The sequence below is a fragment of the Microbacterium sp. S308A+ genome (assembly GCF_049800815.1).
In the GTDB taxonomy this organism is placed as follows: domain Bacteria; phylum Actinomycetota; class Actinomycetes; order Actinomycetales; family Microbacteriaceae; genus Microbacterium.
Genome location: NZ_JBNAFT010000001.1, coordinates 968,045 through 982,337, shown reverse-complemented (window position 1 = coordinate 982,337; position 14,293 = coordinate 968,045). Strand labels below are relative to the sequence as shown.

General features: G+C 71.2%; 13 protein-coding genes and 1 riboswitch. Of the genes, 4 read left to right on the top strand and 9 right to left on the bottom strand.

Going from position 1 to position 14,293, the window contains the following annotated elements; all coding sequences use genetic code 11:
* Positions 1 to 108 precede the first annotated feature (108 nt).
* Both gndA and ACP15J_RS04590 read right to left on the bottom strand, forming a co-directional pair.
* The gene (gndA, locus tag ACP15J_RS04595) at positions 109 to 1,551 is read right to left on the bottom strand and encodes an NADP-dependent phosphogluconate dehydrogenase (protein ID WP_424980887.1); all 1,443 of its coding nucleotides are present in this window, start codon (positions 1,549 to 1,551) and stop codon (positions 109 to 111) included.
* Between the two features lie 109 nt (positions 1,552 to 1,660).
* Positions 1,661 to 1,786, bottom strand: a complete 126-nt coding sequence (locus tag ACP15J_RS04590; protein ID WP_424935237.1) for a hypothetical protein — start codon at positions 1,784 to 1,786, stop codon at positions 1,661 to 1,663.
* Between the two features lie 186 nt (positions 1,787 to 1,972).
* Between ACP15J_RS04590 and ACP15J_RS04585 the strand changes: the two genes are divergently transcribed.
* The 3 genes from ACP15J_RS04585 (at position 1,973) to ACP15J_RS04575 (ending at position 4,487) form a co-directional block, all read left to right on the top strand.
* Positions 1,973 to 2,569, top strand: a complete 597-nt coding sequence (locus ACP15J_RS04585) for a 50S ribosomal protein L25/general stress protein Ctc (RefSeq protein ID WP_424935238.1) — start codon at positions 1,973 to 1,975, stop codon at positions 2,567 to 2,569.
* Positions 2,570 to 2,653: 84 nt separating this feature from the next.
* Complete coding sequence (gene pth / locus ACP15J_RS04580) at positions 2,654 to 3,253, top strand: aminoacyl-tRNA hydrolase (protein ID WP_424935239.1); 600 nt, start codon at positions 2,654 to 2,656, stop codon at positions 3,251 to 3,253.
* A gap of 139 nt (positions 3,254 to 3,392) precedes the next feature.
* The gene (locus ACP15J_RS04575) at positions 3,393 to 4,487 is read left to right on the top strand and encodes a M23 family metallopeptidase (RefSeq protein WP_424935240.1); all 1,095 of its coding nucleotides are present in this window, start codon (positions 3,393 to 3,395) and stop codon (positions 4,485 to 4,487) included.
* 114 nt (positions 4,488 to 4,601) lie between these two features.
* Here ACP15J_RS04575 and ACP15J_RS04570 read toward each other — a convergent pair whose 3' ends face one another.
* Positions 4,602 to 5,243 carry a hypothetical protein gene (locus ACP15J_RS04570; protein ID WP_424935241.1) on the bottom strand — a complete coding sequence of 214 codons (642 nt, stop codon included), beginning with the start codon at positions 5,241 to 5,243 and terminating at the stop codon, positions 4,602 to 4,604.
* 191 nt (positions 5,244 to 5,434) lie between these two features.
* On the opposite strand from ACP15J_RS04570, the gene mfd reads away from it, so the two are divergent.
* Positions 5,435 to 9,037, top strand: a complete 3,603-nt coding sequence (mfd, locus tag ACP15J_RS04565; RefSeq protein WP_424935242.1) for a transcription-repair coupling factor — start codon at positions 5,435 to 5,437, stop codon at positions 9,035 to 9,037.
* An 88-nt stretch (positions 9,038 to 9,125) separates the two neighbouring features.
* On the opposite strand, the gene ACP15J_RS04560 is transcribed toward mfd, so the two are convergent.
* The 6 genes from ACP15J_RS04560 to ACP15J_RS04535 all read right to left on the bottom strand — a co-directional run bounded on the left by ACP15J_RS04560 (position 9,126) and on the right by ACP15J_RS04535 (position 14,190).
* A complete protein-coding gene (locus ACP15J_RS04560; protein WP_424935243.1) occupies positions 9,126 to 9,485 on the bottom strand; it encodes a hypothetical protein in 360 nt (119 codons plus the stop codon).
* 75 nt (positions 9,486 to 9,560) lie between these two features.
* Positions 9,561 to 10,040, bottom strand: a complete 480-nt coding sequence (ribH, locus tag ACP15J_RS04555) for a 6,7-dimethyl-8-ribityllumazine synthase (RefSeq protein ID WP_424935244.1) — start codon at positions 10,038 to 10,040, stop codon at positions 9,561 to 9,563.
* Positions 10,037 to 11,326, bottom strand: coding sequence for a GTP cyclohydrolase II (gene ribA / locus ACP15J_RS04550; RefSeq protein ID WP_424935245.1), 1,290 nt, complete (start codon positions 11,324 to 11,326; stop codon positions 10,037 to 10,039). The genes ribH and ribA overlap by 4 nt, the downstream gene beginning before the upstream one ends.
* Entirely contained in the window at positions 11,323 to 11,976 is a 654-nt protein-coding gene (locus ACP15J_RS04545; RefSeq protein ID WP_424935246.1) for a riboflavin synthase, read from the bottom strand. The genes ribA and ACP15J_RS04545 overlap by 4 nt, the downstream gene beginning before the upstream one ends.
* The gene (gene ribD / locus ACP15J_RS04540; RefSeq protein ID WP_424935247.1) at positions 11,976 to 13,034 is read right to left on the bottom strand and encodes a bifunctional diaminohydroxyphosphoribosylaminopyrimidine deaminase/5-amino-6-(5-phosphoribosylamino)uracil reductase RibD; all 1,059 of its coding nucleotides are present in this window, start codon (positions 13,032 to 13,034) and stop codon (positions 11,976 to 11,978) included. The genes ACP15J_RS04545 and ribD overlap by 1 nt, the downstream gene beginning before the upstream one ends.
* A gap of 58 nt (positions 13,035 to 13,092) precedes the next feature.
* A riboswitch (FMN riboswitch) is annotated at positions 13,093 to 13,249 on the bottom strand.
* 68 nt (positions 13,250 to 13,317) lie between these two features.
* On the bottom strand, positions 13,318 to 14,190 hold the full coding sequence (locus ACP15J_RS04535; protein ID WP_424935248.1) for an Fpg/Nei family DNA glycosylase: 873 nt from the start codon (positions 14,188 to 14,190) through the stop codon (positions 13,318 to 13,320).
* Positions 14,191 to 14,293 lie beyond the last annotated feature (103 nt).

Below are 14,293 nucleotides of genomic sequence, written 5' to 3'. Positions count from 1 at the left end.
CCCAGCAGGCCCCGCCGGGGCGGGGCCTGCTGGGCGGGCTGCGCAGTCGGCCTGCACGCGCGATCGTTCGGCGAGCGTGGCCGATCGGCGCGACCGGTCGCGGTCGGGTCAGACCTCGATCTCGGTCCGGTCGCCCGACCACTGCGTGTGGAAGACGCCCGGCTTGTCGACGCGTCGATAGGTGTGGGCGCCGAAGAAGTCGCGCTGGCCCTGCACGAGGGCGGCGGGCAGACGGTCGGCGCGGATGCCGTCGTAGTACGACAGAGACGACGAGAACGCCGGCGCGGGGATGCCCGCCTGTGCGGCGGCGACGACCACCCGGCGCCAGGACGCCTGCCCACGGGCGAGGGCCTCGGCGAAGTACGGCGCGGTCATGAGCACGGGCAGATCGGGGGTCTCGCCGTAGGCGTCGGCGATCCGGTTGAGGAACTGGGCACGGATGATGCAGCCGCCTCGCCAGATCTTGGAGATCGCCCCGAGGTCGATGTCCCAGCCGTACTCGGCGGCGCCGGCACGGATCTCGTCGAAGCCCTGCGAGTACGCGACGATCTTGGAGGCGTAGAGCGCCAGGCGCACGTCCTCGATGAAGGCGTCGACGTCGCCGGGGGCGACCGAGAACGTCTCGTCGGGCCCGGGGAGGGCGGCCGCGACGGCGCGCTGCTCGGGGTGCGAGGACAGCGAGCGGGCGAAGGTGGCCTCAGCGATGCCCGACACGGGGATGCCGAGGGAGAGCGCCGTCTGCACGGTCCAGGCACCGGTGCCCTTGGCCCCCGCCTGGTCGAGGATGACGTCCACGAGCGGTGTGCCCGTCTCGGCGTCCACCTGCCGCAGAACCTCGGCGGTGATCTCGATCAGGTAGGACTCGAGCTCGCCCTTGTTCCACTCGGCGAAGATCTCGGCGATCTCGGCCGGCGTCTTGCCGGTGCCGCGGCGGATGAGGTCGTACGCCTCGGCGATGAGCTGCATGTCGGCGTACTCGATGCCGTTGTGCACCATCTTCACGAAGTGGCCGGCGCCGTCGTGGCCGACGTGGGTGACGCAGGGCTCGCCCTCGGCCACCGCGGCGATCGAGCGGAGGATCGGGCCGAGCGTGACCCAGGACTCGTCCGAGCCGCCGGGCATGATCGAGGGCCCAGTCAGCGCGCCCTCCTCGCCGCCGGAGATGCCGGCACCGACGAAGTTGATGCCCGTCTCGCGCACCGCCTTCTCGCGGCGGATCGTGTCCGGGAAGTAGGCGTTGCCGCCGTCCACGATGATGTCGCCCGGCTCGAAGACCCGCACCAGCTCGTCGATCACGGCGTCGGTGGGCGCGCCGGCCTTCACCATGATGATCGCGGTCCGCGGCTTCTGCAGCGCGGCGGCGAACTCCTCGTAGGAGTAGGCAGGGGTGAATCCGGCCTCGGGATGCGCGGCGATCAGCTCGTCGGTCTTCTCGCGGCTGCGATTGTAGATCGCCACGGCGTTGCCCTCGCGGCTCGCGAGGTTGCGGGCGAGATTGGATCCCATGACCGCGAGTCCGACGACTCCGATGTTGGCTGCGGCCTCGGGCACTTCTGCTTCGGACACGATGTGTGCTCCTGATCTCCTGGGTGACGGAATCAGCGTAGCGCCGCGCCATGACGGCGCTCGTCGAAGGACGGGTTCGGCCCGCGGGCGAGCCTCAGTCCTTCCGGTAGCCGGAGCGGCCCATGGTGAACATGGCGCCGAAACCGAGGACCACGCCGGCGACCGTCATGGCGCCGATCAGCCAGAAGAGGACATGGGAGAGGAAGGCGCCATCGAGCATGCCTTCAGCCTATCGGGTCTTCGGGTAGCATGGAGGGGTTCCTCGGCGAGGGACGGTGTGCGTCTGCGCCCGTCCGTGATCGACGCGGCGAAGCGGGCCCCGATGCTCTCCTCCTCGTGTCGTGCCCGGGAGGACACGACCCAGACCCCCGCGCGGAACCGCCCCGTGCGCATGAAGGAGAGCATCATGACCGAAGACAACAAGGTCCAGACCGAGATCCGCACGAACTTCGGCAAGGGCTTCGCCCGCCGTCTGCGTGCCGCCGGTCAGATCCCCGCCGTGCTGTACGGCCACGGCACCGACCCGGTGCACCTCGCGCTCCCCGGCCACCAGGTCTCGCTCATCGTCCGTCGCGCGAACGCGCTGCTCGAGCTCGTCATCGAGGGCAAGGACCAGCTCGCGCTCGTCAAGGACGTGCAGAAGGACCCGGTGCACCAGGTCATCGAGCACATCGATCTGCTCGTGGTCAAGAAGGGCGAGAAGGTCACGGTCGAGGTGCCCGTCCTCGTCACCGGCGTGTCCTTCTCCGGCACGATCGTCACGGTCGACATCACGACCATCAAGCTCGAGGTCGAGGCGACCCACATCCCCGAGCACGTCGAGGTGAGCGTGGAGGGCCTCCAGGAGGGCGCCCGCGTCACCGCCGGCGATGTGACGCTGCCCAAGGGCGCGACGCTTGCCGACGAGGCCGACCTGCTGCTCCTGACCGTGTCGGTCCCGGCGGCCGAGGTCGCCGAGGAGGCGGCGTCGGACGAGGCGCCGGCCGAGGAGGCCGCGGAGTAATCCGCCCGGGCATGCCCCGCAACGACTCCGAAGGGGGTGCGACCGCGCGTCGCGCCCCCTTCACCGTTCCGGAAGGATGAGGTCATGGCACAGACATGGCTCGTGGTCGGTCTGGGGAACCCCGGCCCCCGCTACGCGCCGACGCGGCACAACGTGGGCCAGATGGTCGTGGACGAGCTGGCGGCACGCCGGGGAGAGTCGTTCCGTGAACATTCGGTCCGTGGCCGGTCCAGCGGGGCCCGCGTCGTCGAGACCTGGCTGCGGCAGGGGGGCGAGAGGCTCGTCCTCGCCAAGCCGACCACCTTCATGAACGTCTCCGGACCCCCGGTGGCGGCCCTCGCCCGCTTCTACTCGGTCCCGCCCGAGCGGGTGGTCCTGGTGCACGATGAGCTGGACATCCCGTTCGACACGGTCAAGCTCAAGGTCGGCGGCGGACACGGCGGACACAACGGCATCCGCGATGTCGCCCGGGTGCTGGCGACCCCGGACTTTCCCCGCGTCCGGGTGGGGATCGGACGTCCACCCGGACGGCAGGACCCGGCGGACTGGGTGCTGGCGCCGTTCGGGAGCGCCGAGCAGCCGAACCTCCCGATCCTCGTCTCGGACGCGGCGGACGCTGTCGAGCAGCTGATCGAGGAGGGACTGCTCGCCGCGCAGCAGAAGCATCATGCGCCGCGCCCCTGAGCGTTCTTACGCCGTTCCGTGCGCCGTTTTCCGCCAACCTGGGAGTGTGCTCAGCGAAGCTCCCCGTATTATTGTTACGTTTTGATCACACACTCCGCGTCCCGAGGAGCCCATCATCAGTTCGTCACTGCCCGAAACCGTGCCCACTCCTGCTCGGCCGACGGGCTCCGCGACCTCGGACGCCGAAGCGGCTCCGGTGCGCCTGCGCCGTGATCTCCGACGTGAGCGGACGCAGCGGGGCGGCGGCGAGACGTCGCCGGCAGCTGTCGTCGCGTCCTCGACGGAGGCGCAGCGGCTCGGGGCGGTTCAGGGCGATGAGGCGGCTTCGTCCGACGACGTGACGCAGACCGACGCCGCACAGATCGATGCAGCACGGATTGATGACATCGCCGCGCCGAAGGCAGAGCCGGCGCAGGAGCCGAAGAGGCGTCGTCGTGCGGCCCGCGCGGTCCCGCCGGTGCCCCGACCCGGGCGCCGGGCCTCTACCGCCCCCGAACGTCCTTCGGCGGATCCCACCCACCCTCGTGGCGGGGCCGGGCGCACCACCACGGTGGGTGCCGCCTTCGCCATCGTCGCGCTGGTCTGCGGGACGACCCTGCCGGTGTCCGCCGCCCTGGTGCACGCCGACGACAAGGGGGGTGCGACGACGCTCGCTGCCTCCGATATCCGGGCGGCGCAGTCTTACACCGCCGATGAGGACATCCTTCCCGAGGTTCGCATCTCCGGCAGCTACACGGCCACCACGCCCGACGAGCTTCTCGACATCCGCGCAGCCGAGGCCGCGATGGCCAAGACCGGCATCGCCTCGATCGCGAAGCCCGGTCAGGTGGTCCAGCCTCTGACGGCGGGTAGCTACACGCTGACCGACGGCTTCGGCGCGGCGCGGTCGGGCCGTTCCCACATGGGCCAGGACTACGCGGCCGCCATCGGCACCCCGATCTATGCGGTCGCCGATGGCGTGATCTCGCTCTCCCAGGAGAGCTATCAGGGCTACGGTGTCACGGTCCAGGTCGAGCACACCGGTCTGGGGGACGGTCAGGCCGTCGCCACCCTGTACTCCCACATGCAGTACGGCAGCAGGGCGGTGGAGGTCGGCCAACGCGTGACCGCCGGCCAGTTCCTCGGGTACGTCGGCAACACGGGATGGATCGTCGGCTCCTGCCTGCACCTCGAGGTGCACATCAATGGCACTGCGATCGACCCGGTGCCGTGGATGGAAGCGAACGTGCGCTGATCGGGCGGTCAGCGCCGCCTCGGCCGTCCGATCGCCGAGCAGCGGCGTCCATCGGATCGTTCCCTCCCTGACGGCGCGGCGATGCCTGCGCCGGGAGTCCGTCCCGGGCGGGCGTCAGGCGCCGACGGACCCGGCTGCGGCACCGAGGGGCAGGAGCATCGACACGATGGCCCCGAACACGGCCGGGCCGAGCGTGGCCAGCACGATCGCGGCGATGCCCATGGGCCGACCGTTGCGCCGGACTGTCGCGACGATGCCGAGCACGAAGGCCGTGAGCCCGAGCAGGGTCCCGACCCAGAACGAGATCTCCGCCCACAGCACGATGTCGCGCACGGGGGAGAGGATGCGCAGCAGCGAACCGCTGAGCGAGCTCAGGTGTTCGTCGTCCACGACGCCACGGCCGATCTCGAAGGCGGCCCAGCCGCCCGCCAGGGATGCGCCGACCGTCGCCAGAAGCGACAGGATCAAGGCCGTGAGCCCGAGCCCGAGGGAGGGTCGCGCCGCCGCCGGCGTCGCCGCCGCGAAGGGGGCCGTGTACCCGCCGGCGGGGCCGAGGTAGGCACCGGGCGGGGCGTGAGGTGCCGGAGCCGACAGGGGCGACGCCGAGGGAGCCGAGCCGGGAGAGGCCGGAGTGAGGTCGGGCGTGGCTGTCCTGGGTGCCGTCGCCGCCGGGGGTGGGAAGCCCTGCGCCGGCGCGGCGGGAGGCGGGAAGCCCGGGGTCGCCCCTGGACCGGACGGCTGCTGCGGATCGCTCACGCGTTCATCCTAGACGTGACGGGAGGGAGCATCGCGATCGTCTGCGATCACGTCCGAGCCTCGGATGAGGTGGTCGTTGCCGGTGAGGAGCGGGGTGGGGGCATCGTCCGTCCGGGCCGACATCACGGTGACCGGTGCGGGATCGCGGGGCTGCGGCCGGCGGTGTCCGGGGGTCCGCGTAGACTCTTCCGGTGACTGTGCAGGGGATCATTCGCGCCTTGGAACAGGATGCGTCGTCGTTTCGCGATGCCCTGACCTGGGCTCAGACCGACGCCGATCTGGTCGCCGCGGGCGGCCTGGACGCTCCGATGCTCGCCGGGCTTCTCTCTCGGCGCGCCGGCTCCGGCGCGCCGGCCGCGCTGCTGGCGGTCACGCCGACCGGGCGCAGGACGGAGGCGCTCTCCGCCGCGCTGGCGTCGTTCCTCCCCGACGCCGAGATCCTCTCCTTCCCGGCGTGGGAGACGTTGCCGCACGAGCGTCTGAGCCCGAGCCCGGACACGGTGGGTCGCCGGCTCGATGTGCTGCGCCGTATGACGGTCTGGGACGGAGAGCGTCCGCTCGTCGTCGTGGCCTCGGTGCGAGCGGCCCTGCAGCCGATCGCGGCCGGTCTCGGCGCGGTCGCCCCGCTCGAGCTGCGCCAGGGGTCGCGTGGCCACGATCTCGACACGATGGCCCGCGCACTCGTCGAGCGGGCGTACTCGCGCGTGGACATGGTGTCGCGACGGGGTGAGTTCGCCGTTCGAGGAGGCATCCTCGATGTCTTCCCGCCCACGGCCGAGCATCCCGCGCGCGTGGAGTTCTTCGGCGACGAGGTGGACCAGATCCGCCTGTTCTCGGTGGCGGACCAGAGATCGTTGCCCGGCGCGGTCGAGAGTGTCTCGCTCCCCGCGAGCAGGGAGCTGCTGTTGACCCCAGAGGTCCGTGAGCGCGCGGGGGGCCTTGTCGCGGCGTTCCCCGGCATCGCGGGAATGCTGCAGAAGATGTCCGAGGGAATCCCTGTCGAGGGCATGGAGTCTCTCCTCCCGGTCGTCGCAGGACCCGTCGTCCCGCTGTCCGACTACCTTCCGCGGGGGGCGGCGGTGGCGCTCGTCGACCCCGAACGCTCCGGCGCGCGCGCGGCCAGCCTCGGCGACACCAACCGCGAGTTCCTGGAGGCGGCGTGGAGCGCGGCGACCGCCGGCGCCTCGGCGCCGATCGATCTGCAGCAGGGGGACTTCCTCTCGATCGCGGACCTCCGCGCGGCGGTGCACGGGCGGGAGGGGGTCTGGTGGCGGCTCAGCGCCTTCGACCCCGGTTCCGAGGACGCGTTCGCGGAGCACGGAGCGGACGGGCAGGCGGCCGTCGCGATCCCGTCCTTCCACGGGAACGTCGACGGCGCGATCGAGTTCGTCGCCGCGCGGGTCGCCGACGGCTGGCGGGTCGTGCTGGTCGCCTCGGGGACAGGGCTGGTCGAGCGGGCTCGGGATGTGCTCTCGGACCGCGGCGTGGCGGCGAGGGTGGAGGACGGGCTCGCCACGATTCCCCACCCCGGCGTCGCGACGCTCGTCGTGGGCTCGGTCGAAGCCGGTTTCCAGGTCCCCGAGGCCAAGCTCGCGGTGCTGACGGAGAACGAGTTCTACGGGCGGACCATCGGCGGAGACCAGCGCGTGGTGAAGAGGCTCGCCTCCCGCCGCAAGAACGTCGTCGACCCGATGCAGCTGAAGGCGGGCGACCATGTCGTGCATCAGACGCACGGCATCGCCAGATTCGTCGAGATGACCCAGCGGGAGGTGTCCTCGGGCGGGCGGAACGCGACCAAGACGACCCGTGACTATCTGGTCCTGGAGTACGCGCCGTCCAAGCGCGGGTACCCCGGCGACAAGCTCTATGTGCCGACGGATCAGCTCGACCTGCTCTCGAAGTACGTCGGCGGGGAAGCGCCCGCCCTGTCGAAGATGGGCGGCAGCGACTGGGCCGCGGCGAAGGGCAAGGCCCGTCGTGCGGTCAGAGACATCGCCGTGGAGCTCGTCAAGCTCTACTCCGCCCGCATGGCGGCCAAGGGGCACGCGTTCGCCCCCGACACGCCCTGGCAGCGCGAGCTGGAGGAGGCGTTCCCCTTCGCGGAGACGCCGGACCAGCTGCAGACGATCGACGAGATCAAGGCCGACATGGAACGGCCGACCCCGATGGACCGGCTCCTCTCGGGCGATGTCGGCTTCGGGAAGACCGAGGTCGCCGTGCGGGCGGCGTTCAAGGCGATCCAGGACGGCAAGCAGGTCGCGATGCTGGTCCCGACGACCCTTCTCGTGAAGCAGCACATGGAGACCTTCGCCGAGCGCTTCGCCGGGTTCCCGGTCAAGGTGCGCCCGTTGTCGCGCTTCCAGACCGAGAAGGAGGCGCGCCAGGTCGTGGAAGGGCTCCTGGACGGCTCGATCGACATGGTGATCGGCACGCACCGGATCCTCACCGAGAAGGTGCAGTTCAAGGATCTGGGCCTGATGATCATCGACGAGGAGCAGCGCTTCGGCGTCGAGCACAAGGACGCGCTGAAGAAGCTGAAGACCAACGTCGACATCCTCGCGATGAGCGCGACGCCGATCCCGCGGACGCTGGAGATGGCAGTCACCGGGATCCGTGAGATGTCCACGCTCGCGACGCCGCCCGAGGACCGCCACCCGATCCTCTCCTTCGTGGGGCCCAAGAGCGACAAGCAGGTCGCCGCGGCGATCCGGCGCGAGATCCTGCGCGAAGGTCAGGTCTTCTACGTCCACAACCGAGTGCAGTCGATCCAGCGGGTCGCCGCCGAGCTCGCCGAGCTCGTGCCGGAGGCGAGGATCGCCGTGGCGCACGGTCAGATGGGGGAGCACCAGCTCGAGCAGGTCGTCGACGACTTCTGGGAGCGCAAGTTCGACGTGCTCGTGTCGACCACGATCATCGAGACCGGACTCGACATCTCCAACGCCAACACCATCGTCATCGACCGTGCCGACCGTTACGGTCTGTCGCAGCTGCACCAGCTGCGCGGGCGCGTGGGACGAGGGCGTGAGCGTGCCTACGCCTACTTCCTCTACGACGACGCGAAGCCGCTGTCCGAGACCGCCGCCGATCGGCTGCAGACGATCGCCGTGAACAACGATCTCGGCTCGGGGATGCAGGTCGCCCTCAAGGACCTCGAGCTGCGAGGGGCGGGGAACCTCCTCGGCGCGGAGCAGGCCGGACACATCGCCGGGGTCGGTTTCGATCTCTACCTGCGCATGATCGGGGAGGCGGTGGCGACGTTCCGCGGAGAGGAGACCGAGACCGGTGCCGAGCTCCGCCTGGAGCTGCCGGTCGACGCCCGCATCCCCGACTCTTACATCGACAGCGAGCGGCTGCGCCTGGAGGCCTATCAGAAGCTCTCCTCCTCGGCGACCGCGACGGCGCCCGCCGAGGCGATCGACCTAGTCGTCGACGAGCTCGTCGACCGATACGGCGGGCTTCCCGAAGAGGTGCAGGGGCTCGTCGCCGTCGCGCGTCTCCGTCGACGGGCCGCCCGGGCGGGACTCCAGGACGTGGTGGCGATGGGATCGAACCTGCGGGTGGCGCCGGCGCGGCTGGAGGAATCGATGAAAGTGCGGCTGCAGCGGCTCTATCCGCAGGCGAAGCTCGTCGGCGGGGGAGAGGCGCTGATCGTGCCGCTGCCTCGGCCCGCGGGCGAGGCCCCGGCCGACGCTGGTCTGCTGGAGTGGGTCGGCCAGTTGCTGACCGCGCTGTTCCCCGAGCCCGCGGGCGATGACGCGGCGGTGCCACGGAAAGAGGCCGAGGCGCAGGTCTAGGTCGGGCGAGTGCGTCCGACATGGCCGGGTCGGCGCGACCGAGCGTGCATGGACAACGCCGACCGTGCGTGCACGCGGAAGAGGAGGATCAGCGCCAGAGGACGGCGAGACCGGCGTTGACGAGGGTCAGCGCCCCGATCCCCCAGAAGAGGACGGAGGGGACGGTGCCGTCCTTGCGCTGGCGAGCCGAGCCGATGCCCAGGAACGCGCCGATCACGAGGAGCACGACGAGCTTGGTGCCGATCTTCGCGTAGTTCATCGACGCGCCTTCGGCCAGGCCCCACGGGGCAGCGAGGGCGAGGCCGGCGACAGCGGCGATCGTCATTCCCACGCTCATCAGCCGGGTGACGTTCCTGCGGCCGCCGAACGCCTCCACGGCCCAGGCGCCGAACAGCGTGGCGAAACCGATGAGGTGGACGAACACGACGACGTGACGCAGGATCTCCATGACCTCACGCTACGCCGCCGTGCTCCGGCGCCGCTAGGAAGGCAGGCCTCACCCCGCCCGATGGTCTTCGCGCCGTCAGGCCCCGGCGCGGAGACCGCGGACCACGAGTGCGGTGCGGAGGGCCGCGTCCGCCGCCTCAGCACCCTTGTCCTCCTTCGAACCGGGGAGCCCCGCGCGGTCCAGTCCCTGCTGCTCGTCGTCGAGGGTGAGCAGGCCGAAGCCGACCGGTCGCCCCGCGTCGAGCGAGACCCGGGTCAGCCCGTCCGTGGCGGCCGCCGACACGTACTCGAAATGCGGGGTGCCGCCACGGATGATCACGCCGAGGGCGACGACCGCATCCGCGCCGCCGGCGAAGGCGGCCTGGGCGGCGACGGCGAGCTCGAACGAGCCTGGCACGCGCACGAGCCGGTGGGAGGCCCCTGCTTCGTCGAGGACGCGTCGCGCGCCGGCGATGAGCCCGTCGGTGATCGTCTCGTGCCAGGTGCCGGCGACGACGACCACGCTCAGGCCGTTCGCGTCGATCCCTCCGGTCGGGGGTGCTCCTGCTCCGCTCATGCTTTCTCCTTCTTGTTCGCGTCCGTGGCGCCGGCGAGGGCGGCGGCGAGCTCCGCCTCCCCGATGATGTGGCCCATGCGGTCACGCTTGGTCGCCAGGTACTGGTGGTTGTTGGGGCCGACGCCCACGATCAGCGGCACCTGCTCGACGACGTCGAGCCCGAGCTCGCGGAGCTGCGAGACCTTGTCCGTGTTGTTGGTCAGCAGGCGCACCTTCGAGATGCCGAGGTCGGCGAGGATCCCTGCCGCCGCGGCGTAGTCGCGGGCATCCGCGGGCAGCCCGAGGGCCAGGTTGGCGTCGACTGTGTCCAGGCCGTCCTCCTGGAGGCCGTAGGCCCGCAGCTTGTTGATGAGGCCGATGCCGCGCCCCTCGTGCCCGCGCATGTAGATGACGACGCCGCCCTCCTGCTCGATCGCGTCGAGTGCCGCGTCGAGCTGCGGGCCGCACTCGCATTTGAGCGAGCCGAACGCCTCACCGGTCAGGCACTCGGAGTGCACCCGGACGAGGGCCGTCTCGCCTGGCTCGCCGGAGACGACCGCGACGTGGTCGGTGCCGGTGGTGCGGTCCTTGTACGCGAGGAACCGGAAGACGCCATGCGCGGTCGGCACCGTCGCGCTCGCACGCAGGCTCACGCGGCGACGGGCCGTGGCCTGCGAGGCGTCGCCTGCGGTGCGCGGCTCGTGCTCGTCGAGGTAGGCGATGAGCTGCTCGATCGTGATCACGGGGATGCCGCTGGTCTCTCCGAGCTGGAGGAGACCGGGCATGCGCATCATGCTCCCGTCCTCCGCCACGACCTCGGCGATCGCGCCGACCGGGCGCAGCCCGGCCAGCCGCATCAGCTCGACGGCGGCCTCGGTGTGGCCGCCGCGCTCGCGCACGCCGCCGTCCACCGCGCGCAGGGGGAGGATGTGGCCGGGACGGATGACGCTCGTCGCGGTCGATGTCGGGTCCGCGAGCACGTTCAGCGTCCGCGCGCGGTCGGCGGCGCTGATGCCGGTGGTCACGCCGCTCGCCGCGTCGACCGTGACCGTGTAGGCGGTGGACCTGGCATCCTCGTTGACCTCGACCATCGGGGGGAGGTTCAACTGGTCCGCGATGTCCGCCGTCATCGGGGCGCACACGAGACCGGAGGACCAGCGGACGGTCCAGGCGACCCATTCGGGCGTCGCGAGCTCGGCGGAGAGGATCACGTCGCCCTCGTTCTCGCGGTTCTCATCGTCGGCGACGATGACGGGGCGGCCCGCGCGGAGGGCGTCGAGGGCTTCGGGGATGGTGCCAAGGCTCATCGCGAGCCTCCTTCCAATCGGGCGCGGAGGGCGCCAAGAGTGTCGGCGCGGAACGCGAGCAGGCGTTCGACGTGCCGGGCGAGGATGTCGGTCTCCAGGTTCACCCGGTCCCCTTCCGTGAGGGCGCCCAGGGTCGTGGCGGCGAGGGTCTCCGGGATCAGGGACACCTCGAACCAGTGCTCGACCGCGTCGGCGGCGCCCACCGCGCTGACGGTGAGCGAGGTGCCGTTCACCGAGATCGATCCCTTGTCGACGACGAGCGGCGCGGCGTCACGGGGCAGCGAGATCCTGAGCACGCGCCATTCCGCGCCAGGGCGGACCTGGAGGACCACGCCGACGCCGTCGACGTGGCCCTGGACGATGTGGCCGCCCAGACGGGCGCCGACGGGCATCGCCTTCTCGATGTTCACACGGGAGCCCACGGCCGCCTCCGCGATCGCGGAGACGTCGAGGGTCTGCTTCATGACGTCCGTGTCGAACGTGGTCTCCGTCGATCCGACGACGGTCAGACAGACGCCGTCGACGGCGATCGACTCCCCGTGCACGGCGTCGGCGGCGGCACGCGGTGCACGCACGGTCAGACGCCAGCCGTCTCCCGACGGTGTGACGGCGGTGATCTCGCCGATCTCCTCGATGATCCCGGTGAACATCAGGAACCTCCTTCTCCCGGGCTCTTCCGGGGCGTTTTTTCCTCGTCGGACGAGACGCTCGCGATGGCGAGCAGATCGGGCCCGAGGGGGATCCATGCGTCGACGCGCAGACGCAGGGCCTGCGCGATCCCCTCGACGCCGATGTCGCCGAGCGCCACGCGTGGGCCGCCCAGGAGCACGGGGGCGATGTAGGCGAGAACCGTGTCGGCGAGGCCTGCGGCGAGGAACGCGCTCGCGAGCGTGGGGCCTCCCTCGACGAACACCCGCTGCACCCCGCGGTCGTGGAGATCCGCGAGCACCGCGTGCAGATCGTGGTCCGGATAACGGGTCAGGGGTTCGGGATGACGGCGTACAGCGGCATCCGAAGGGATGGGGCGGCGCCCGATGACCACCGGCCGCGGCTGGCGAGGAAGGAGCGCGTCGCCGTCACGGGCGGTGAGGGCGGGATCGTCGGCGAGGAGCGTGCCGATGCCGACGACGATGGCGTCGGCACCGGCTCTGCGGCGGTGCACGTCCGCTCTGGCCTCGGGACCGGTGATCCACTGGCTGGAGCCGTCGGTCGCGGCGGCACGTCCGTCGAGGCTCTGCGCCCACTTCACGGTCACGTGCGGTCGGCCGAGGCGCTGGGCGGTCAGCCAGTCGCCGATGACGTCGCGCGCGTCTTCGGCGAGAAGGCCGGTCTCGACCTCGACGCCGGCGGCGCGGAGGCGCTCGGCCCCGCCGCCGGAGGACGCACCGGGATCCTCGAGCGCGTAGACGACGCGGGAGACGCCCGCCTCGATGAGGGCGAGGGAGCACGGTCCGGTTCGTCCGGTGTGGTTGCAGGGCTCCAGCGTGACCACGGCGGTGGCGCCGCGCGCCTCGCCGGGACCGAGACGCCCGAGCGCATCGACCTCCGCGTGCGGGGTGCCGGCGCCGCGATGCCAGCCTTCGGCGAGCACCTGCCCGCCGGGCGAGAGGATCACAGCGCCCACCTGCGGGTTGACGCCCCGGGGACCGCGGCGCGCGAGCTCGAGCGCGCGCGTCATCGCGTCCCGCTCCGCCGCCGTCGCAGCCATGTGTGCTCCCTGTCCTTCCGTGGTGTCACGGCTCTGGGGTCGGCGAGCACGACAAGCGTGCGTGCTGCCTCCCATCCGGACTGACGAGGCTCTCGCCTCGCATCACCGTCGGTCCCGGAATTCCACCGGGTCGGCCTCGGTCGCGTCCTTCGACGCGGCCTCGGCTCGCGGACTGTCACCGCCGGTTCGGATTCTCACCGACCCCGGAGCACGTTGATGCTCTCAGCCTACCCAACGCAGGGGCTCGGTTTTCATTCCCCGTCGTTCGGCGTCATCCTCGTCGTCACTTCAGCAGACGGGAAAGCCGACGGTCGGCCAGGGGCTTTCCGCCGGTCTGGCAGGTGGGGCAGTACTCCAGCGAGCGGTCGGCGAAGAAGACGCTGAGCACCGTGTCGCCGCAGACGGGGCAGGCCTCCCCGCGCCGGCCGTGGACCCGCATCCCCCGTCGCTTGGCGTCCTTGAGATCGGCCGGCGGCTTTCCCGAGGCCTCGGTCACCGCCTCTCGCAGCGTCGTCTGCATGGCGTCGTAGAGTCGGGTGGTCCCCTCGTTGCCCAGCCCTCCCGCGGGAGCGTACGGCGACATGCGGGCAGCGTGCAGGATCTCGTCCGAGTAGGCGTTGCCGATCCCGGCGATCACGCCCTGGTCACGCAACAGCCCTTTGATCTGCGTCCGTCGCCCGTCGAGGATGGCGGCGAAGGCCTCGCGGGTGAAGGCCGGATCGAGGGGGTCGGGTCCGAGCCGCGCGACCCCCGGCACATCGGCAGGGTCGCGGACCACGTACACGGCGAGCGACTTCTTGGTGCCCGCCTCGGTGAGGTCGAACCCGCTGCCGTCGTCGAAGGCCACCCGCAGTGCGATGGGGGACTTCCCTGGCCGCACGGGGGCGCTGGGGGCCTCGTCGTACCAGCGCAGCCAGCCTGCCTTGGCGAGGTGGAAGATCAGGTGGATCGAGTCGTCGGCGGTGGCCAGCGCGAGATCGACGAACTTGCCGTGCCGGCGGACCCCGCTCACGGCCCTGCCCGCGAGGGCGGAGAGCGGCGGGTCGAAGGTCTTCAGTGCGGAGATCGCCGAGACCGCCGCGCGGGCGACAGTCGCACCCGTCGTCCTCATCGCGAGGAAGTCGACGAGCCCCTGCACCTCCGGCATCTCGGGCATGGGCCCATCCTGCCATCCGCAGCCGACATCAGACAGGCCCGGGGTCGGGCGGCCCGTGTCAGGAGTCCAGGATCGGAGGCCGAGGTCTCGAAGCCCTAGCCTG